This is a genomic window from Kineococcus sp. G2 (assembly GCF_037154035.1).
Taxonomy (GTDB): Bacteria; Actinomycetota; Actinomycetes; order Actinomycetales; family Kineococcaceae; genus Kineococcus.
Map to the genome: position 1 here is coordinate 1 of NZ_JBBBEM010000016.1, position 19317 is coordinate 19317.

The window sequence follows — 19317 nt, forward strand, 5'->3', positions numbered from 1 at the left end:
CTCCGGACGTGGCACGGGCCGCCGCCCCCGTGCGCCGGGGGCGGCGGCCCGTGCGTGGCGGTGCTGCGGCGTCAGGCGCCCAGGCGCTCGCCGGAGTGCTGGTCGAACAGGTGCACGTGACCCTGCTTGGGGACGAAGTGCACCGTCGAGCCCTTCTGCGGGGGACGGCGGCCGTCGACGCGGGCGATGACCTGGTGGTCCTCCTTGCCCGGCTGGGCCAGGGAGCCGTAGATGTAGGCGTCGGCGCCGAGCTCCTCGACGACGTCCACCTGCACCGGCAGGCCGCGGTCGGACAGCTCCAGGTCCTCCGGGCGCACGCCCAGGGTGAGCTTGTCGCCGGTGCCCGCCAGCGAGGTGCGCTCGACCGGGAAGACGGAGTCGCCCAGGCGCACGCCGCCGTCGGTGACGTCCAGGCTCAGCAGGTTCATGGCGGGCGAGCCGATGAACCCGGCGACGAAGACGTTGTTCGGGTGGTCGTACATGCGGCGCGGGGTGTCCACCTGCTGCAGCACGCCGTCCTTGAGGACGGCCACGCGGTCGCCCATCGTCATGGCCTCGACCTGGTCGTGGGTGACGTAGACGGTGGTGACGCCCAGGCGGCGCTGCAGGGAGGCGATCTGGGTGCGGGTCTGCACGCGCAGCTTCGCGTCCAGGTTGGACAGCGGCTCGTCCATGAGGAACACCTGCGGCTGGCGCACGATCGCGCGGCCCATGGCCACGCGCTGGCGCTGGCCGCCGGAGAGGGCCTTGGGCTTGCGGGTCAGGTACGCCTCGAGGTCCAGGATCTTGGCCGCCTCCTGCACGCGGCGCTTGATCTCGTCCTTGGGGGTGCCGGCGATCTTCAGGGCGAAGCCCATGTTGTCGGCGACCGTCATGTGCGGGTACAGCGCGTAGTTCTGGAACACCATCGCGATGTCGCGGTCCTTCGGGGGGACCGTGGTGACGTCGCGGTCGCCGATGAGGATGCGACCGCCGTTGACGTCCTCCAGGCCGGCGAGCATGCGCAGCGAGGTGGACTTGCCGCAGCCGGACGGGCCGACCAGCACGAGGAACTCGCCGTCCTCGATGTGCAGGTCCAGCGCGTCGACGGCGGGCTTGTCGCCGCCGGGGTAGATGCGGGTCGCCTTGTCGAACGTGACCGTGGCCATCGTCGTCAGTCCTTCCACCGGCAGGTACGTGCCGGACGATCCGTAGTGGAACGGACCCGGTCGCTGCTGCTCCCGGGCGGTGTGGAGTTGTGACCGGTGCGGCGGGAGCGCTCGCGGGCCGTCGGCCCGTGGAGTCGCCCGCGACTCCGACCCCCGCGGCGTCGTCGCCCACGTGGTCGCGGCGTCGCGGTGCCCCGGATACTGCCCCACGCACCGGCGGTGGGCAAGGACTGTGAGCAGGGACACACCCGGGTGGGTGGCGGTGCGCGAGCGGGCGGGATGCGCGGGGGAGCGCCGCACGTTGAGGGCGGTGGACGCTCCGGCGTCCGGGGGACAGCCGGTGCCCCTGTCACGGGCTCCCCCTGCCCTGGAGGACACTCGCACCGTGGACCTGGAAGAGACCAAGCTGCCCGGCGTGGGGCTGCGCCACGACTTCATCACCGCGCGCGGCCGGCGCGTCGGCGTCGTCTCCACGCGCGGCGGGGAGCGCGAGCTGCTCGTCTACTCGCAGGACGACCCCGACGCCTGCCACTCCGTCGTGGACCTGGAGCCGGAGGAGGCCGAGGTGCTGGCCGAGCTGCTCGGCCAGCAGCGCGTCGTCGAGCGCCTGGCCCGCCTGCGCGAGCAGGTCGACGGCCTGGCCACCGAGGGCGTGTACGTCGAGGCCGGCTCGCCCTACGACGGCCGCACCCTGGCCGACGCCGCCATCCGCACCCGCACCGGCGCCTCCGTCGTCGCCCTCGTGCGCGACGGCGAGCTGATCCCGTCCCCGGCGCCGTCCCAGCGCTTCCGGGCGGGTGACAAGATCGTGGTCGTGGGCACCCAGGAGGGCGTGCGCGCCACCGCCGAGGTGATCGCGCAGGGCTGAGCGCACGGGACGGACCGGGCCGGTCGGCCCACGGCACACGGGGAGGCTGGTCGACAGGTGCACGCCGCGGCGCTGCTCATCGAGCTCGGCGCGATCATCGTCGGCCTCGGCATCGTCGGGCGCCTCGCCGGTCGCCTGGGCATCTCGCCCGTCCCGCTGTACCTGCTGGCCGGCCTCGCCTTCGGGGCCGGCGGCATCATCCCCCTGAACGCCCCCGAGGGCTTCCTGGAGGCGGCCTCCCAGATCGGCGTGGTCATGCTCCTGCTCCTGCTGGGGCTGGAGTACTCCGCCGGGGACCTGCTGGGCAACCTCAAGCGCCAGGCGCCGGTCGGTGTCCTGGACCTGCTCCTCAACGGCCTGCCCGGTGCCGCGGTCGGCCTGCTGCTGGGGTACGGGCCCGTCGGCGCGCTCGCGATGTTCGGCATCACGGCCGTCAGCTCCTCCGGCATCGTCGCCAAGGTGCTGGCCGACACCGGCCGCCTGGGCAACCGGGAGACCCCCAGCGTCCTGGGGATCCTCGTGCTGGAGGACCTCGGCATGGCCGTGTACCTGCCGGTCCTCACCGCCGTGCTCGCCGCCTCGGGCGTGTGGCAGGCCACCGGTTCGGTGCTCATCGCCCTCGCCTGCCTGGTCGTGGCGCTGTTCGTGGCGCTGCGGTGGGGCTCGTACGTCTCGCGCTTCGTCTCCGCCGGCACCGCCGAGGTGACGCTGCTGCGCGTGCTGGGCCTGGCGCTGCTGGTCGCCGGGATCGCCGAGGCCCTGCACGTGTCCGCGGCCGTCGGCGCGTTCCTGCTGGGCATCAGCCTGTCCAGCGACCTGGAGGAGGAGGCGCACCGCTCCCTGGAGCCGCTGCGCGACCTGTTCGCCGCGGTCTTCTTCGTCTCCTTCGGGCTGACGACGGACCCCACGAGCCTGCCGCCGGTGCTGCTGCCCGCGCTCGCCCTCGTCGTGCTCGGCGTGGTCACCAAGCTGGTCACCGGCTGGGTGGCCGCGCGCCGCGTCGGCATCGCGGTGCCCGGCCGCATCCGCGCCGGCGCCGCGCTCATCCCCCGCGGGGAGTTCTCCATCGTCATCGCCGGCCTGGCCACGGCCGGCGGCCTGGACCCGCAGCTGGCGGCGCTGGCGGCCGCGTACGTGCTGTCGATGGCGGTGATCGGGCCGGTGCTGGCCCGCTACGCCGACCCCTTCGGCCGCTGGTGGGTGCGCCGGCAGCGGGAGCGGGCGGCCGCCGTCACCGTCCGCTGACCCGGCGGCCGGTCACCCGCCTCAGCCCGCGCGCAGGTCCGCCAGCCGCCCCAGCAGCTCCGCGACCTCCTGCGGCGACCCCACCCGCCACGCCGCGGCGGTCCCGCCCTCGCCCACCTTCACCGTCACGTCGCCGTCGGCGGGGGACAGCACCGCGAAGGCGTCCTCGTCGGTGACGTCGTCCCCGGCGAACAGCACCGCCTCCACGGGCGCCCCCGCGGCCGACAGCCGTTCGCGCAGCCGCCGCACGCCGGCGCCCTTGCCCAGCTCGACGGCCCCGAGCTCCACGACCTCCTTGCCGCGCAGCGCGTGCACGCCCGGCAGCGCCCCCGGCCCGGTCAGCGCCAGCTCCGCCACCTCGGCGGCCACGTCCCTCGCGGCGCGGCGGGTGTGCAGCACCGCCGACATCGGCTTGCGCTCCACGTGCACCCCCTCGCGGCCGGCGGCCAGCGCCTGGAGCTCCTCGACCAGGCGGGCCAGCAGCTCCGCCCGCTCCGGCGGCAGCGGCGCCGCGTCGGCGTCCAGGGACGACTGGGTGCCGTGCCCGCCGACCAGCAGCACGCCCTCCGGCGGCTGCGCGCAGGCGCGCAGGTCGTCCAGGGCCCGGCCGGACACCAGTGCCACGTCCGTCGTGGCGACCAGGCGGGCCAGCGCCGCCGACGACTCCGGCAGCGCCCGCGCCGCCGACGGCTCGTCGACGATGGGCGCCAGCACGCCGTCGAAGTCCAGCGCGACCAGCACCCGGCCGCGCGCCGCGAACGCCTCCAGCGCGCCGGCCAGCCCCGCGTCCTGCCCGCTCACGCCGACGCCTCCGCGCTGGCCGCGACCTCCGCGGCGGTGCCGTGCGGATCGGGCGCGTGCTCCGCCAGCGCCTCCAGGAACGAGGCCGCCCAGCGCTGCACGTCGTGGTCGCCCACGCGCCGGCGCAGCGCGCGCATCCGGCGCGCCTCCTCCCGCGCGGGCATCCGCAGGGCCCGCAGCACCGTCTCCTTCAGGCCGTCGATGTCGTGCGGGTTCACCATCAGCGCCTGGCCGCCGAGCTCGTCGGCGGCACCGGTGAACTCGCTGAGCACCAGCACGCCGCGCTCGTCGTGGCGGGAGGCCACGTACTCCTTCGCGACCAGGTTCATCCCGTCGCGCAGCGCGGTCACCAGCATCACGTCGGCCGCCAGGTACAGCGCGGCCATCTCCTCGCGCCCGTAGGAGTGGTGCAGGTAGTGCACGGGCGTGTGCGCGATGGTGGCGTGGGTGCCGTTGATGCGCCCGACCGTCACCTCCACGTCCTGGCGCAGCTGCACGTACTGCTCCACGCGCTCGCGGCTGGGGGTGGCCACCTGCACCAGCGCCGCCTCGCCCACGGTGACGGTGCCGTCGTCGAGCAGCTCCCCGAACGCCTTCAGCCGGTGCAGGATGCCCTTGGTGTAGTCGAGGCGGTCGATCCCCAGCAGCAGGTGCTCCGGATCGCCCAGGTCCCGGCGGATCTCGGCGGCGCGCGCCTTGATGTCCTCGCGCTGGGCGAGCTCGTCCAGCGCGCGGAAGTCGATGGAGATGGGGAAGGACGCCGCCCGCACCTCGCGGCCGCCCTCGGCGTCCAGGCGGATGCGGCCCGCGCGCGCCGGCAGGTTGCTGGTGCGGCGGCAGGCCCGGGCGAAGTTGCTGGCGTCCGCGGCGCGCTGGAAGCCGACCAGGTCCGCGCCCAGCAGCCCGTCGATGATCGCCTTGCGCCAGGGCAGCTGGGCGAAGATCTCGAACGGCGGGAACGGGATGTGGTTGAAGAACCCGATCTGCAGGTCCGGGCGGCGCTCGCGCAGCATCCGCGGCACCAGCTGCAGCTGGTAGTCCTGCACCCACACCGTCGCCCCGCGCGCGGCCTGCCCGGCGGCGGCCTCGGCGAAGCGCTCGTTGACCTCCACGTACGCGTCCCACCAGCTGCGGTGGTAGCCGGGGGCGACGATCACGTCGTGGTACAGCGGCCACAGGGTGCCGTTGGAGAAGCCCTCGTAGTAGTGCTCGACCTCCTCCTCCGACAGGGGGATCGGCACGCAGCGCACCCCCTCGGCGTCGAACGGCTCGGGGGCGTCGCCGGCGCTGCCGGCCCACCCGACCCAGGCGCCGTCCTCGCGCTTCATGACGGGCTCCAGCGCCGTCACCAGGCCTCCGGGGCTGCGCCGCCAGGACGTCGAGCCGTCGGGTTCCTCGACGCGGTCCACGGGGAGCCGGTTGGCCACCACCACCAGGTCGTAGTCACCGGGCATGGGGATGATCCTCCTCGGGGTCGCTGCGGCCGACCCTACCGGCAAGGTCACGGACGGTCCCGTCCACGAGCCGTCCACCGCGTGCGCACACCTCGTGCACGGGCGCCGCGGCGGGTGCGCCCGCGGGCCCCGGCGGGGCGTCCCGGAGCGCGCGCGGGCCTCGGCGCGGCGCGCCTCCTGCCGTACCGTGGGGGGCGTGGTCACCCCCTTCCCGCGCACCCCGGACGAGGCGCCGGCGCGCCCGCGGGAGGCCCTCGAGGACCACCGGTGGGACCGCCCGGCCCAGCGCCGCGACGGCTGGGCCCCCGGTGCCGCACCCGCCGCCGACCCGCGCACCCCGAGCACCGGCTGGCGGCCCGCCGCGCACACCCCCGCGCCCGGTGACCGCGTCGGCGGCTACCGCCTGGACCGGGTGGTCGGCGAGGGCGGCATGGGCGTGGTGTGGCTGGCCCTGGACGAGGAGCACCGCGCCGTCGCGCTGAAGGTCCTCAAGCCGCACATCGCGGCCGACCCGCACGCCCGCGCCCGCCTGGCGCGCGAGGTGGAGACGCTGGAGCGGGTGCGCTCCCCGCGCGTGGCCGAGGTCATCAGCGCCGACGTGGGCTCCGCGTGGCCGCACCTGGTGACGCGCTACGTGCCGGGCCCGTCGCTGGAGGCGGTGGTCTCCTCGCGCGGCCCGCTGCGCGGCGGGCGGCTGCGCGACCTGGGGCACGGCCTGGCCGAGGCGCTGCACGCGATCCACGCCGCGGGCGTGGTGCACCGCGACCTGAAGCCCGGCAACGTGCTGCTGCTCGACGGCGCCCCCGTCGTCATCGACTTCGGCATCGCGCACGTGGCCGACGACGCCCGGCTCACCTCCACGGGGCTCGTCATGGGCACGCCCGGGTACCTGTCCCCGGAGGTCGTCGCCGGTGGCCGCGTGTCCACCGCGACCGACTGGTGGGGGTGGGCGGCCACCGTCGCCTACGCCGCCAGCGGCCGGCCGCCGTTCGGCACCGGCCCCATGGAGGTCGTCCTGGACCGGGTGCGGCGCGCCGACGTGGACCTGGCGGGGGTGCCCGCCGACCTGCGCGGGCCGCTGCTGGCCGCGCTGGCGGTCAACCCCGCCCACCGCCCGCACCCCGAGCAGCTGCTGCGCGCCCTGGACGGGGCCACCACCGGCCCCCAGCCCGGCCCGGCGGCGGGCGCGGCGACCACGGCGGTGCCGGCGGCCGCCGGGGAGGGCCGGGCCGAGCCCCCCTCGCGCTTCGCCTCGCTCATCGGGCCGGACGCCCCGGCCGGCGAGACGACGGTGCTGCCGCCCGCGGCTCCCGCGCCGGCCGCCGAGCCCGCCGACTCCACGCGCGTGCTGCCGCCGGTGGCCCCGCCCACGACCCCGGTGCCGCAACCGGCCGCGCGGCCGGCCGGGTGGCAGGCGCCGCCCGGCTGGATCCCGCGCGCGCCAGGTCCGGGGCGGGTCCACCCGCCCGCCGGCCCCTCCGGCCCTCCTGCGCACTCCGGTCCGCCGGCGCCCTTCGGCCCGCCCGGCGCCGCCCGGCCGGCGCAGCAGGACCGCCCCGCGCCGCGGCTGGGGACGAACGGCCAGCCGGCGCGCCCGCAGCGCACCTGGACGCTGCTCGCGGGGCTGCTCGCCCTCGTCGGGGTGTTCGCCGTGGCGCCCACGGCCGCCGTGGTCCTCGCGTTCGCCGGCGGTGTCCTGGCGCGCACGGTGGACCGCGCCTCCTCGGCGCTGTTCCGCCGCCGCTGGGAGGCGGGGCCGCGCTCGACGGACGCTCTGGCGGTGACGGCCGCGACGCCGTGGCACGTGCTGCGCGCCGCGGTGTCCACGCTCTTCGCCTCGATCGTCCCGCTGCTGGTCGGGGTGAGCGTCGTCTTCATCGGCGGCACGGTGGTGGGCTGGCCGATGGGCGCGGACCCGGGGGCACCCAGGCTGCTGGCGCTGGGCGGCCTGGCGGGCACGCTCGTGGCCTGGTTCGGTCCGGGCAGCCGGTCGCTGCAGCGCGGTGCGCGCACCGTCGTGCGCTCGGTGCTGCGCGGCGAGCGCGAGACGGGCGTGGCGATCGGGCTGCTGCTGCTGGTGGCGCTGGCCGCCACCGCCATGGTCCTGCAGGGCGACTCGCCGGACTGGCGGCCGCTGGCGCAGTCGCCGTTCGAGCGGCTGCAGTAGCCCGCCCGGTCGCGGCGGCCCGTGCCGCCCCGGTCGGGCGCGGTCAGCGCAGCGGCGGGGTGCTGTCGCGCAGCAGCACCCGGCCGTCGACGTGCTCCACCCGCCGCTGCGGTGCCGTCTCGTCCACCAGGTCGAAGGCGCGGCCGCCGATCTCGGCCAGCGGCAGGCGCACCGTCGTCAGCGACGGGCTGACGTCCCGCAGCGTGGGGATGTCGTCGAACCCGGCCACCGCGACGTCGCCCGGCACGGCCAGCCCGGCCTCCCGGGCCGCCGCCATGGCCCCCACCGCCATCACGTCGTTGACGGCCAGCACGCACGGCGGCCGCCCGCCCGCCGACGGCAGCCCCCGGGCCAGCACCTCGCCCAGCGCGCCGTGGGCGCCGTCGCGGGTGAAGGCGCACTCCAGGTCCAGCACCGGCGGGTGGCCGCGCTCGGTCAGCGCCGCGCGGAAGCCGGCGGCGCGGTCCACGGCCGTCGCCACGCCCCGCGGGCCGCTCAGCAGCACGAACTCCCGGTAGCCCAGGCCGACCAGCTCCTCGGCGAGCCGGCGCGCCTCCCGGTGGTTGTCGATGAGCACCGTGTCCACGCCCAGCACGTCCTGGCTGATCGCCGCGACCCGGCCGCCACCGGCGCGGAAGGCGTTCAGCTCGTCGCGCAGCGCCGCCGTCGCCTCCTCGTCCCGCCAGCGGCTGCCGGCCAGCAGCAGCGCCCGCACCCGCTGCCGGCGCAGCGCCGCCACGTGGGTGACCTCCGCCTCCGGCGAGGAACCGGTCACGGCCAGCGTCACGATGACGTCCGAGGCGGCGGCCCGCTGCATGACACCGGCCGCGATCGTGGAGAAGTACGGGTCGGCGATGTCGTGCACGACCAGGCCCACGATGTTCGAGCGGCCCCGCGCCATCGCCTGCGCCTGGGCGTTGGGGGAGTAGTCCAGCCGGGCCGCCGCCGCCAGGACCCTCTCCCGCAGCGACTCGCCGACCACCCGGCTGCTGCCGTTGAGCACCCGCGACGCGGTCGCCAGGGACACCCCCGCGGCGGTGGCCACGTCGTGCAGGGTCACCACGCCGGGGGTCGCGGCGCGCCGGGAGCGGCGCCGGACGCCGGGTCCGGCGGCGGGTTCGGCGGTGGGGGCGGCTTCGGGCTCCTGCGGCACGGGCCCATCCTGCCGTGCCGGAGGGGGTTCAGAGGAGGTCCGCGTACCGCTCCGGGTGTCGCCGCACGTGCAGCCGCACGAACGAGCACGCGGGCACCACCCGCAGGCCGCGGTCGCGCACGTCCTCCAGCGCCGCGTCCACCAGGGCGCTCGCCAGCCCCTCGTCCTGGTGCTCGGGCACCACCTCGGTGTGCACCAGCGCCAGCACCTCGCCGCGCTCGTCCTGCTGCGGGACGTAGTCGGCGATCGCCACGAGCTCGCCGTCCAGGCGGCCCTCCCAGCGCCGGCGGGCGTCGTCGCGGGTGACGGACAGGCGGTCGGCGGAGTCGTTCACGCACGGAGGAACGCCCCGGGTGCTGACGTGCTTCCCCGGCACGGGTAGCGTCGGGACGGCCGGACCCTTACAACGTTGGAGGAACAGTGTCCGCAGCCGTCAGCGCCGTCGTCGACCTGGACGTGACCGGCCCCGTCATCTCTCCCCACGTGTACGGCCACTTCGCCGAGCACCTGGGCCGCTGCATCTACGAGGGGTTCTACGTCGGGGAGGACTCCGACATCCCGAACGAGGGCGGGATCCGCCTGGACGTGGTGGAGGCCCTGAAGGCGCTGGACATCCCCAACCTGCGCTGGCCCGGCGGCTGCTTCGCCGACGAGTACCACTGGATGAACGGCATCGGCCCCAAGGAGAGCCGGCCGCGCATGGTGAACACCCACTGGGGCGACGTGGAGGAGAACAACCACTTCGGCACCCACGAGTTCATGGCGCTGTGCGAGCTGCTGGGCACCGAGCCGTACGTCTCCGGCAACGTCGGTTCCGGCACCGTGCGGGAGATGAGCGAGTGGGTGGAGTACCTCACCCGCCGCGGCGACTCCCCGATGGCGCGGCTGCGCCGCGAGAACGGCCGCGAGGAGCCGTGGAAGGTCCGCTTCTGGGGCATCGGCAACGAGGCGTGGGGCTGCGGCGGCAACATGACCGCCGAGCAGTTCGCCGCCCAGGCCCGCACGTTCGCCACGTACTGCCGCGACCAGGACGACAACCGGCTGTACCGCATCGCCGCCGGCGCCAGCGACGACGACTACGCCTGGACCGAGGCGCTGATGAGGACCGTCAGCGGCCTGGGCGGCAAGGGCGTCGAGGAGCGCCACGGGCACGCGCCCATCCAGGCCGTCTCGTTCCACTACTACACGTGGACCGGGCCGTCGTGGGAGCAGAAGGGCTCGGCGACGGAGTTCGGCACCGAGGACTACTACCGCACCATGCTCAAGGCGCAGGGCATGGAGCGCGTCCTCGGCGGCCACGCGCGGGTCATGGACGCCTACGACCCGGACAAGCGGATCGGCCTCGTCTGCGACGAGTGGGGCACCTGGTTCGACGTGGAGCCCGGCACGAACCCGGGGTTCCTGTACCAGCAGAACACCCTGCGCGACGCGCTGGTCGCCAGCCTGCACTTCGACGTGTTCCACCGCTTCGCGGACCGTCTCGTCATGACGAACATCGCCCAGACCGTCAACGTGCTGCAGGCGGTGGTCCTCACCGACGGCGCCGACCTCGTCCTGACGCCGACGTACCACGTGTTCCGGATGAACCGCCGCCACCAGGGGGCGGCGACCCTGCCGCTGCACCTGCTCGGGGACGCCCCTGCCCGCGAGGTCGACGGTGAGCAGCTGCGCACCTTCTCCGCCTCCGCGTCCGTGCGCGACGGCGTGGCCCTGCTGTCGCTGACGAACCTGGACACCGAGGCGCCCGTCACCCTCACCGTGGACCTGCGCGGGCGCACCGTCGGCGAGCCCACCGGTGAGGTGCTCACCGCCGCCGACCTGACCGCGCACAACGTGCCCGGGCAGGAGGCGGCCGTCGAGCCCCGCGCCCTCGACGGCGTCCGCCTGGAGGGTTCCACCCTCACCGTGGAGCTGCCGCCGCACTCGTTCGCGACGGTGCAGCTGCCGCTGGTGGGCTGAGCACCACCGGGTGCGGTGGGCCGGGGGTCCGGTGCGGACCCCCGGCCCGTGCTCAGGCGCGGGTCAGCAGCTGCTCGACCTCGTCCCAGGAGGACACCACCGCGAACGCCCCGGCCTCGCGCAGGGCGTCGGTGCGGGCCTGCCGCTCCTGCTCGGGCACGAACTGCACGGTGCCGACGGTGCGCACCCCCGCTGCCACCGCGGACAGGGCCCCGTTGACGGAGTCCTCCACCGCCACGGCCTCGTCGGGGGTGACCCCCAGGTCCTGCAGGGCGTGCACGTACACCGCCGGGTCGGGTTTGCTCGTGGGCTCCGGCAGGGAGTCCTCGGCGCTGTAGCGGCGCCCGGCCCCGAAGAACCCGGTGAGGCCGGTGACGTCCAGGCAGGCGTCCAGCCGGGTGGCGGCGCTCGAGGTCACCGCTGCGAGCGCGAAGCGTTCCGCCAGCCGCACCAGCGGGTCGTGCACCGCGGGGTCCCGGTGCAGCACCGTGCGCAGGTGGGCGGTGACGACGTCCTTCTCCTCGGTCACCCAGTGCTCCAGGTCACCGCGGGCCAGTTCGCGCCCGTAGCCGCGGGCCAGCTCCTGCGCGGCGGCGCGGAAGTTCTTCCCGTTGGTCATGGACTGCAGCTCGGCGGGGGAGTACGGGCGCTGCGCGCCCAGCTCGGCCAGGAACCGGTTCGTCACGTCCGCCGAGGCGGCGTACGCGGGCTCCTCCGACGGGAACAGGGTCCCGTCGGCGTCGCACAGCAGCGTCGTCACCCCGGTGGGGTCGAAGCCGGTGGAGCGGTCGGTCACGCAGCGCCCTCCTCGTCGAGCGTCAGGTACAGCTGGATCACCTCTCGCGGGCCCTGCTCCTCCAGGGCCCGCAGCGCCACCTCCACGGAGGCGACGAAGTGCTCATCGCGGGAGAGGCTGTCGAACACCGCGCTCTCGCTGAGCAGGGCCTCGGGTTCCACGTCGCCCTCGCGCGCCAGGCCCACGAGGCGCTCGGACATGGGGCCATCCACCGGGAAGTCCTGCCCGGCGTAGTCGTACCCGCGCAGGAACCGCATCCAGCCCGCCACCGCGAGCACCAGGAGCTGGTGGGGGCGGTGCTGCTCCAGCGCGGCCCGAACGGAGGGGAAGACGTAGTTCGGCATCTTGCTCGAGCCGCGCCGGCACAGCCGCAGGAGCTGATCGCCCATCCGCGGGTTCGCCAGGCGCTCCACGAGGGTGCGCTGGTACTCCACCAGGTCGATGCCCGGCACCTCGGGCAGCAGCGGGGCGACCTCCTCGCCCATGAGCCGCACCAGGTACTCGCGGAAGACGTCGTCGGCCATGAGCTCGTCGATGGTGCGGTACCCGGCGAGGTGGCCGAGGTAGCCGAGGGCGCAGTGGCTGGCGTTGAGCAGCCGCGTCTTCATCGTCTCGTACGGCACCACGTCGTCCACGAACTGCACCCCGACCTCCTCCAGCGGGGGGCGCCCGGCGCAGAAGGAGTCCTCCACGACCCACTGGGTGAACGGCTCGGTGATGACCGGCCAGCGGTCGTCCACCCCGGTGGAGGCGGCGATCGCGTCGCGCTCCTCCGGCGTGGTGGTGGGGGTGATGCGGTCGACCATCGAGCTGGGGAAGGTGACGTTCTCCTCGATCCAGCCCGCGAGGTCGTCGCCCAGGCGCTCGTCGCGCAGCCGGGCGAAGGACAGCACGGCGGTGCGGGCGGCCGCCCCGTTGTGCTGCATGTTGTCGCAGGACAGCACGGTGAAGGGGCCGGTGCCGGCGTCGCGGCGGCGGGCCAGCGCACCGGTGAGCAGGCCGAAGACGGTGCCGGGGCGCTCGGGGTGCTCCAGGTCGGCGCGGACGGCGTCGTCGTCGGCGTCGAACTCGCCGCTGTGCGGGTCGATCCGGTAACCGGTGCCGGTGATCGTCAGCGTCACCACACGGGTGCGCTCGTCGGCCAGGACGTCCAGCACCGCACCCGGGTCGTCCGCGGTCAGCAGGTAGCGGATCAGCACCCCCACCACGCGGGCGCTCTCCTGCTCGGCGCCGCGCTCGACGACCGTGTACAGCCGGTCCTGCGCCTGGAGCACCTCGCCGATCTGCGGGCTGTGCATCCCGACACCCACCAGGCCCCAGTCGCGGTGGCCGCGGCGGGCCAGCTCGTCCAGGTACACGGCTTGGTGGGCCCGGTGGAAACCGCCGACGCCGATGTGGACGACGGAGGGCACGAGCGCGGCGCGGTCGTAGCCGGGGACCGAGACGGCGCTCGGGAGGTCGTGCAGGGTGTCGTCCGACAGGGGGACGGCCCGGTCGAGACCGGGGGTGGGCGCATCGGCCAACGTCGCTCCTCGCAGAAGTGCCCGCGGTGCGGGGTGTGGTGCCCGCTGGCTTGGAGCACTCGTGTCGTACCCGCTGCGGTCGCGCCCAAACCCCCGGCGCCCGGGCGCATCGCCCGCCGTCGAACGGGTACGTGGGGGCGGAGGGTGGCACCGGCCGCCCCGACGGCACCCGAGGAGCGATCCGTGTCCGAGAACACCGCCGACCCCACCGAGGCGCCGTCGCGCCCGGAGCCGGAGCTCGAGGACGCCTTCGACCGGCTCGTCAGCGAGGGCCGCGACCGGCTGGCCCGCCCCCTGCTGCCGCTGGTGAGCACCGGGTTCCTCGGCGGCCTCGACGTCGGCACCGGAGTCCTGGCGTACCTGCTGGTCCTGCACGCCACGGGCAGCCACCTGCTCGCCGGCCTCGCGTTCTCCATCGGCTTCGTGGCGCTGCTGCTGGCGCGCAGCGAGCTGTTCACCGAGGACTTCCTCGTCCCCGTCACGGCCGTCGTGGCGCGCGAGGGCAGCGTCGTGTCCCTGCTGCGGCTGTGGGCGGTGACGCTGGCCATGAACCTCGTGGGCGGCTGGGTGGTCACCTGGCTGGTGGTGGCCGCCCTCCCCGACATGAACGGCACGGTGGTCGAGGCCGGCGCCCACTACGCCACGATGCCCATCGGTGTGCGCTCGTTCTGCCTCGCCGTCCTCGCCGGCCTCGTGATCACCTTGATGACCCGCATGCAGCACGCCACCGAGAGCACCGGGGTGCGGATCGTGCCGGCGATCCTCTTCGGTGCGCTGCTGGCCGGCGGGCAGCTCTTCCACTCCGTGCTGGACTCGCTGCTGGTGTTCGCCGCCATCCACGCCGACGCCCCCTTCGGCTACCTCGACTGGCTGCCGCGCCTGGGCTGGGCGGTCCTGGGCAACCTGCTCGGCGGCGTGGTGCTCGTGACCGCGGTGCGGCTGCTGCGGGTGCCGCACCGCGTCGCCGAGGCGCAGCGCGAGGCGGACTGAGCCGCGGACGGAGGCCTCGACGGCTACGATCGCCGTGTCGGGCCCTCCGGGCCCGGCTGGCCGGCATGGCGCAACTGGTAGCGCACCCGACTTGTAATCGGGCGGTTCTCGGTTCGAGTCCGAGTGTCGGCTCCCCACCACCGCGGATCAGCGTCGTCCGAGGACGACCGGCGAGGTCCCGTGCTGCGACGCTACGTGCTTGTCGGCACCGTACCCACCCCCAGGATGCCAGGGGCGCCAGAGCCGTGCACCCCGCCGTCGCCGTGTTCTGCAGGCACGGACTGTTCCCGGACGACGAGGGTTGAGCATCGAGTGGACCGCAAACAGTATTGGCATCCTTATTGAAAGTGCTAAGCTCCTCCGTACGCACGCCACCTGGTGCGAGGAGGAGTCGATGGCCGCCCTGCCGGAGGAGATCACCCGCGCACCCCTGCGGACCTTCAGGACCCAGGCCCTCGCGCACCGCTACACCCAGCCCGCCGTGCAGCTGCACCGCCTGCGCAAGCAGGGCCGGGTGCGCAGAGCCGCCCGCGGGCTGCACTACGCCGTCCCCGAAGGCGCCGCCGCTTCGTGGCGGCCCAGCCTGGAGGCGCTGGCCGCCGGGGTGGCCACCGCCCTGTACGGCGAGCGCGTGCCGGTCCTGATGCACCTGTCCGCCGCCCGCCTGCACGGGGCGACTCCGCGTGCCTTGGCTCGCGCCGTCGTCGCCGTACCGGGGCAGCACCCCGCCCTGGCCCTGGAAGACCGCGAGGACGCTCAGGTGCTGTTCGTCAAGCGCGACACCGACGCCCTTGATGCGCAGTCGATGAGCACCGACCTCGGCCCCGTCCTGGTCACCGGGCCGGAGCAGACGCTGCTGGACCTGGCCCGCCGCCCGGACCTGCTGGACCTGCCCGGCGAGGTGTCGGAGGCCGTGCGCGGGTTGTGGCCGCGCTGCGACGAGGAACTGCTCGAGCACCTCGCCGAGGGCCAGCGGGGACGCTCGGCGCTGCGCCGCGCCCGGCGGGTGCGCCAGGGCGCTCACTTCGACCCGGAGCCACGCGCCGCCGTGCACGGGGACGTCCGGGGCGCCCTCAGTGGTGACCTGGTGAGGACCGGCGGGTGCGCGTGACCGATGACGAGGAGGTCGCCGGCCTGCGGCTGCGCTACGAGCGGGCCGTGCCCGAGGGTGCCTGGTGGACGGACGTGACCTGGGGGCAGCCGGGCTGGATGGACGCCGCCTGGCTCGACGTGGCCAGCGCCTACGCCAGCACTCCCGCGGGCCGCGAGCACCTGCGGCGCGAGCAGGAGGAAGCACAGCTGGTCGGTCAGGACGCCGCAGCGGCACGCCTGACCGCGGCGCTGCTGCGCGGGGAGACCATCCAGGCGGAGCGTGAGGAGGCCCGGCGCCGCACGCTGGAGCGGCGCCCGCGCGCGCTGCAGCCGCAGGAGGTCATCGACGTGGCCGAGCGGTTCGGCGCTGCGCCCGAGCAGGTGCTGCGCGACCACGCCATCAGCCACGTCCTCGCCGCCTTGGCCACCGTGGACGGTGCGACCAGGCGCGACGGCGATCTGGTGTTCTTCGGCGGCACCGCGTTGGCGCGCACCGTGCTGCCCACGTTGCGCCTGAGCGAGGACATCGACCTGCTCACCTACGCCCCGCGCCGGGAGATGGCCGCGGCCATCGAGCAGGTCCTGCGGCGCTGCCTGCGGCGCACGCACGGCGCCTTGACCTGGGCAGGTCCCAGCCTCGGCGAGGTCGCCGACACCGAGGCGGCCGTGGCGGTCTTCGGTGACGTCCGGGTGCGCATCCAACTGCTGCCCGGTACGTCCTACCCGCCTTGGCCCCGGCAGGTGCGGGCGCTGCACCAGCGTTACTCCGATGCCCCGCCCGCATCCCTGGCCACGCTGAGCACCCCGGCTTTCGTGGCCGGCAAGGTGAGCGCCTGGCACGATCGACGTTCCCCGCGCGACCTGTACGACCTGTGGGCGCTGGGGTCGAGCGGCTGGTTCGACGCGGAGGCCGCGGCGTTGTTCACGCGTCACGGGCCGCTCGGACGCTCTGCACCCACCTTCACCCCGCCGCCGGACGAGGGTGCCTGGCGGACGGCCCTGGCTCACCAGGGCCGCATCCGCGTCGCGGCCTCCGATGCGGCGCGCGAGGTGGAGAGGATGTGGCGCTGGACCACGGAGAACGCCTGACGGCGAGGAGCGGGACGGGTGCAGCGTTTCGCCGGACCTGTCGTCCGCTCGTCACCTACCCCTGAACCTGCCCCCCGGGGCAGACGGTGGACTCCCGTTCCACCAGCTCGAACCCCACGGTCACGTCCCGGGGCTCCGCCGTCGGGTCGGCGATGCGCCGGGCCAGCAGTTGCACCGCCTGGTCGACGATCGCCTCGTGGTCCGGGGCGATGGAGGACAGCGACGGGATGTGGTACCGCGCGTCCTCGACGTCGTCGAAACCGACGACGAGGACGTCGTCGGGAACGCGGACGCCGTGGTCGGCCAGTCCGCGCACGACCCCGAACGCGAGCGTGTCGGTGACGCAGAAGACCCCGTCGGGGGTTTCCGGCTGCTGCAGCAGCAGCCGGGCGCAGTGCGCGCCTGCGGCCTGCGTGACACCGCAGTGGACCGCGGTGGCGTCCACCCCGCTGTCCCGGACGACGTGGCGGAAACCGTGGGCGCGCAGCGTGAAGGCGGGCCCCTCGGGGATCGCGATCCCCTCCAGGTCGTCCAGCGGAGGAGAGCCCACGATGGCGAGCCGGTGGCAGCCGCGCTCCACCAGCAGGCGGGTGGCGGCCTGCGCCCCCTCGACGTTGGGCATGCTGACGTGGTCGACGGTCTGGTGCAGCTCCTGCTCGCCGAGCACGACGACGGGGACCTCGCGGCTGAGGGCGTTGATCTCGCGCTCGGTCAGACCGAGGGCAGCGATGACGAGACCGTCGTAGGCGTTGAGCCGGGAGTCGCGGAAGGCGGCGAGCTCTCCCTCCCTGCTGGCGTGCGTCTCCTCCACCACGGTGGCCAGCCCGGCCTGGGAGAACGCCCGCACGAGCCGGTGGCTGAGCTGGCTGTAGTAGTGGCTGTCCAGGGTGGGGACCGCGATGCCGACGACGCCTGTGCGGCCCTGCCGCAGGCTGCGGGCCGCGACGTTGACCTGGTAGCCGAGGCGCTCGACGGTCTCCATCACCAGCTGCCGCGTGCGCGCGCTGACGGGGCGCCTGCCGGTGAGCGCGTTGGAGACGGTCATGGGGGAGACGCCCGCCTCCGTCGCCACGTCGCGCATGGTGACCACGCCACACCTCTCCTCGTGCCCTCGGCCGCCGCGATCGTCCGCGGGCGGGTCCGCGCTCTCGAATCTACAGGCGGTGCACGTGGGGCGAAACGCTTGACAGCGCCCGGCGCCGTCCTCACTATATCGATACACGCCGGTTCGACCGGGCTTCCGACGGAGGGGGTCCACCAGCACCGGCACGACGACGTCGACGGCGCCACCCTCGACGTCGGAGCTGCCGCACCGACCGGCCCACCGACCCCGTGAGGACCCCGTGCTCATCGACGACGAACGAGCCGCCGCAGCGCCGGCCACCGCACCCCCCGCCGCGGCCGCCGCGAGCGTGCTGGGCGCCGCCGCCGCTCCCGCCCAGCGGGTCCAGGCGGTGCTGGACGTGGACCTGCCCGGCCCGCGCATCAACCGCCACCTGTACGGCCACTTCGCCGAGCACCTCGGCCACTGCGTCTACGGCGGTTTCTGGGTGGGGGAGGACTCCGAGGTCCCGAACGAGGCCGGCATCCGCCTCGACGTCGTGGAGGCGCTGCGCGCGCTGGACATCCCCAACCTGCGCTGGCCGGGGGGCTGCTTCGCCGACACCTACCACTGGCGCGACGGCGTCGGCCCGCGCGAGCAGCGCCCGACGATGGTGAACTCGCACTGGGGCGACGTCGTGGAGGACAACTCCTTCGGCACCCACGAGTTCATGGCCCTGTGCGAGCTGCTGGGCGCCGCCCCGTACGTCTCGGCCAACGTGGGCAGCGGCACGGTGCGCGAGGCCGCGGAGTGGATCGAGTACCTCACCCGGGCCGACGACTCGCCCATGGCGCGCCTGCGGCGGGCCAACGGGCGCGACGAGCCCTGGTCCGTGCCCTTCTGGGGGCTCGGCAACGAGCCGTGGGGTTGCGGCGGGGGGATGGGGGCGGCCGCCTACGCGGAACTGGCCCGCCAGTTCGGCACCTACAGCCTCGACCACGGCGACAACCACCTGTACCGCATCGCCGCCGGTGCCGCGGACGCCGACTACCGCTGGACCGAGGTGCTCATGCAGAACCTCGGCCGCTACCTGGGCGCGGGCCCGGTCAGCGGGCACGGCACGAACACCTACCAGGCGATCTCGTTCCACCACTACACGATCACCGGTCCGACGTGGGACGAGAAGGGCTCGGCGACCGGCTTCGACACCGACGAGTACTACCGCACCATGCTCAAGGCCCGCGGGGTCGAGCGCATCATCGCCGGGCACGCGAACGTCATGGACGCCTACGACCCGGACAAGCGGGTCGGCCTCGTCCTCGACGAGTGGGGCACGTGGTTCGACGTCGAGCCCGGCACCAACCCCGGGTTCCTGTTCCAGCAGAACACGGTGCGCGACGCGCTCGTCGCCGCCGTCCACTTCGACGCCTTCCACCGCCACGCCGATCGTCTCGTGATGGCCAACATCGCCCAGACCGTCAACGTGCTGCAGGCGGTGCTGCTCACCGACGGCGACACGCTGGTCCTGACCCCCACCTACCACGTGTTCGCCATGAACAAGGGGCACCAGGACGCGACCTCCCTGCCGCTGACCGTGCGCGGGGCGGCCCCGAGCCGCCGCGCGGGCGAGGAGGAGCTGACGACCTTCTCCGCCTCCGCCAGCACCAAGGACGGGCAGGTGCTCGTCTCGCTGAGCAACCTCGACGCCGAGGCGCCCCTGGAGGTGGCGCTGCACGTGCGTGGCGGCACCGTCACCGCGCCGCACGCCCGGGTGCTGACCGCGGACCACGTCAGCGCCCACAACACCGCCACGTCCACCCCGGTGGCCGTGCGCGACCTCGACGAGGTGCACCTGCGCGACGGTGTCCTCACGGCGACCCTGCCGGCTCACAGCTTCGCCACCGTCACCTTCGCCACCGTCACCTTCGCCACCGGCGACTGAGACCCGCCGCGCCGGCCGCAGCCGCCGCAGTCCACCACGACTCCCCAA

General features: G+C 74.7%; 16 protein-coding genes and 1 tRNA gene. 9 read left to right on the forward strand and 8 right to left on the reverse strand.

What is annotated here, in order from left to right; all coding sequences use genetic code 11:
- Window positions 1–71: 71 nt before the first annotated feature.
- Window positions 72–1148 (reverse strand): ABC transporter ATP-binding protein, encoded by a 1077-nt coding sequence (locus V9U69_RS03195; RefSeq protein WP_337059853.1) that lies wholly within the window; start codon window positions 1146–1148, stop codon window positions 72–74.
- A gap of 385 nt (window positions 1149–1533) precedes the next feature.
- Between V9U69_RS03195 and V9U69_RS03200 the strand changes: the two genes are divergently transcribed.
- Both V9U69_RS03200 and V9U69_RS03205 read left to right on the forward strand, forming a co-directional pair.
- Window positions 1534–2016: a cation:proton antiporter regulatory subunit gene (locus tag V9U69_RS03200; RefSeq protein WP_337059854.1), complete on the forward strand. Its 483-nt coding sequence runs from the start codon at window positions 1534–1536 to the stop codon at window positions 2014–2016.
- Between the two features lie 57 nt (window positions 2017–2073).
- Window positions 2074–3261, forward strand: coding sequence for a cation:proton antiporter (locus tag V9U69_RS03205; protein ID WP_337059855.1), 1188 nt, complete (start codon window positions 2074–2076; stop codon window positions 3259–3261).
- A 21-nt stretch (window positions 3262–3282) separates the two neighbouring features.
- On the opposite strand, the gene otsB is transcribed toward V9U69_RS03205, so the two are convergent.
- Both otsB and V9U69_RS03215 read right to left on the reverse strand, forming a co-directional pair.
- Window positions 3283–4062: a trehalose-phosphatase gene (gene otsB, locus V9U69_RS03210; protein WP_337059856.1), complete on the reverse strand. Its 780-nt coding sequence runs from the start codon at window positions 4060–4062 to the stop codon at window positions 3283–3285.
- Entirely contained in the window at window positions 4059–5516 is a 1458-nt protein-coding gene (locus tag V9U69_RS03215) for an alpha,alpha-trehalose-phosphate synthase (UDP-forming) (protein ID WP_337059857.1), read from the reverse strand. The genes otsB and V9U69_RS03215 overlap by 4 nt, the downstream gene beginning before the upstream one ends.
- 196 nt (window positions 5517–5712) lie before the next feature.
- Here V9U69_RS03215 and V9U69_RS03220 point away from each other — a divergent pair, with 196 nt between their 5' ends.
- Complete coding sequence (locus V9U69_RS03220; RefSeq protein WP_337059858.1) at window positions 5713–7683, forward strand: serine/threonine-protein kinase; 1971 nt, start codon at window positions 5713–5715, stop codon at window positions 7681–7683.
- A 43-nt stretch (window positions 7684–7726) separates the two neighbouring features.
- Here V9U69_RS03220 and V9U69_RS03225 read toward each other — a convergent pair whose 3' ends face one another.
- Together V9U69_RS03225 and V9U69_RS03230 are read right to left on the reverse strand one after the other, a co-directional pair.
- Window positions 7727–8836 (reverse strand): LacI family DNA-binding transcriptional regulator, encoded by a 1110-nt coding sequence (locus V9U69_RS03225; protein WP_337059859.1) that lies wholly within the window; start codon window positions 8834–8836, stop codon window positions 7727–7729.
- A gap of 28 nt (window positions 8837–8864) precedes the next feature.
- Window positions 8865–9170 carry a GNAT family N-acetyltransferase gene (locus tag V9U69_RS03230; RefSeq protein ID WP_337059860.1) on the reverse strand — a complete coding sequence of 102 codons (306 nt, stop codon included), beginning with the start codon at window positions 9168–9170 and terminating at the stop codon, window positions 8865–8867.
- Between the two features lie 86 nt (window positions 9171–9256).
- Here V9U69_RS03230 and V9U69_RS03235 point away from each other — a divergent pair, with 86 nt between their 5' ends.
- Window positions 9257–10795, forward strand: coding sequence for an alpha-N-arabinofuranosidase (locus V9U69_RS03235; protein WP_337059861.1), 1539 nt, complete (start codon window positions 9257–9259; stop codon window positions 10793–10795).
- Between the two features lie 52 nt (window positions 10796–10847).
- Here V9U69_RS03235 and V9U69_RS03240 read toward each other — a convergent pair whose 3' ends face one another.
- Together V9U69_RS03240 and V9U69_RS03245 are read right to left on the reverse strand one after the other, a co-directional pair.
- A complete protein-coding gene (locus V9U69_RS03240) occupies window positions 10848–11591 on the reverse strand; it encodes an HAD family hydrolase (RefSeq protein WP_337059862.1) in 744 nt (247 codons plus the stop codon).
- Entirely contained in the window at window positions 11588–13114 is a 1527-nt protein-coding gene (locus tag V9U69_RS03245; RefSeq protein ID WP_337059863.1) for a mannitol dehydrogenase family protein, read from the reverse strand. Before V9U69_RS03245 ends, V9U69_RS03240 begins: the two co-directional genes overlap by 4 nt.
- A 183-nt stretch (window positions 13115–13297) precedes the next feature.
- Between V9U69_RS03245 and V9U69_RS03250 the strand changes: the two genes are divergently transcribed.
- The 4 genes from V9U69_RS03250 to V9U69_RS03265 all read left to right on the forward strand — a co-directional run bounded on the left by V9U69_RS03250 (window position 13298) and on the right by V9U69_RS03265 (window position 16285).
- Entirely contained in the window at window positions 13298–14104 is an 807-nt protein-coding gene (locus tag V9U69_RS03250; protein ID WP_337059864.1) for a formate/nitrite transporter family protein, read from the forward strand.
- A gap of 59 nt (window positions 14105–14163) precedes the next feature.
- Window positions 14164–14236: transfer RNA gene (locus V9U69_RS03255), tRNA-Thr, on the forward strand.
- Between the two features lie 169 nt (window positions 14237–14405).
- A complete protein-coding gene (locus V9U69_RS03260; RefSeq protein ID WP_337059865.1) occupies window positions 14406–15215 on the forward strand; it encodes a type IV toxin-antitoxin system AbiEi family antitoxin domain-containing protein in 810 nt (269 codons plus the stop codon).
- On the forward strand, window positions 15206–16285 hold the full coding sequence (locus V9U69_RS03265; protein ID WP_337059866.1) for a nucleotidyl transferase AbiEii/AbiGii toxin family protein: 1080 nt from the start codon (window positions 15206–15208) through the stop codon (window positions 16283–16285). The genes V9U69_RS03260 and V9U69_RS03265 overlap by 10 nt, the downstream gene beginning before the upstream one ends.
- 55 nt (window positions 16286–16340) lie before the next feature.
- Here V9U69_RS03265 and V9U69_RS03270 read toward each other — a convergent pair whose 3' ends face one another.
- Window positions 16341–17366 carry a LacI family DNA-binding transcriptional regulator gene (locus V9U69_RS03270; protein WP_337059905.1) on the reverse strand — a complete coding sequence of 342 codons (1026 nt, stop codon included), beginning with the start codon at window positions 17364–17366 and terminating at the stop codon, window positions 16341–16343.
- 262 nt (window positions 17367–17628) lie between these two features.
- On the opposite strand from V9U69_RS03270, the gene V9U69_RS03275 reads away from it, so the two are divergent.
- Window positions 17629–19269: an alpha-N-arabinofuranosidase gene (locus V9U69_RS03275; RefSeq protein ID WP_337059867.1), complete on the forward strand. Its 1641-nt coding sequence runs from the start codon at window positions 17629–17631 to the stop codon at window positions 19267–19269.
- Window positions 19270–19317: the final 48 nt, after the last annotated feature.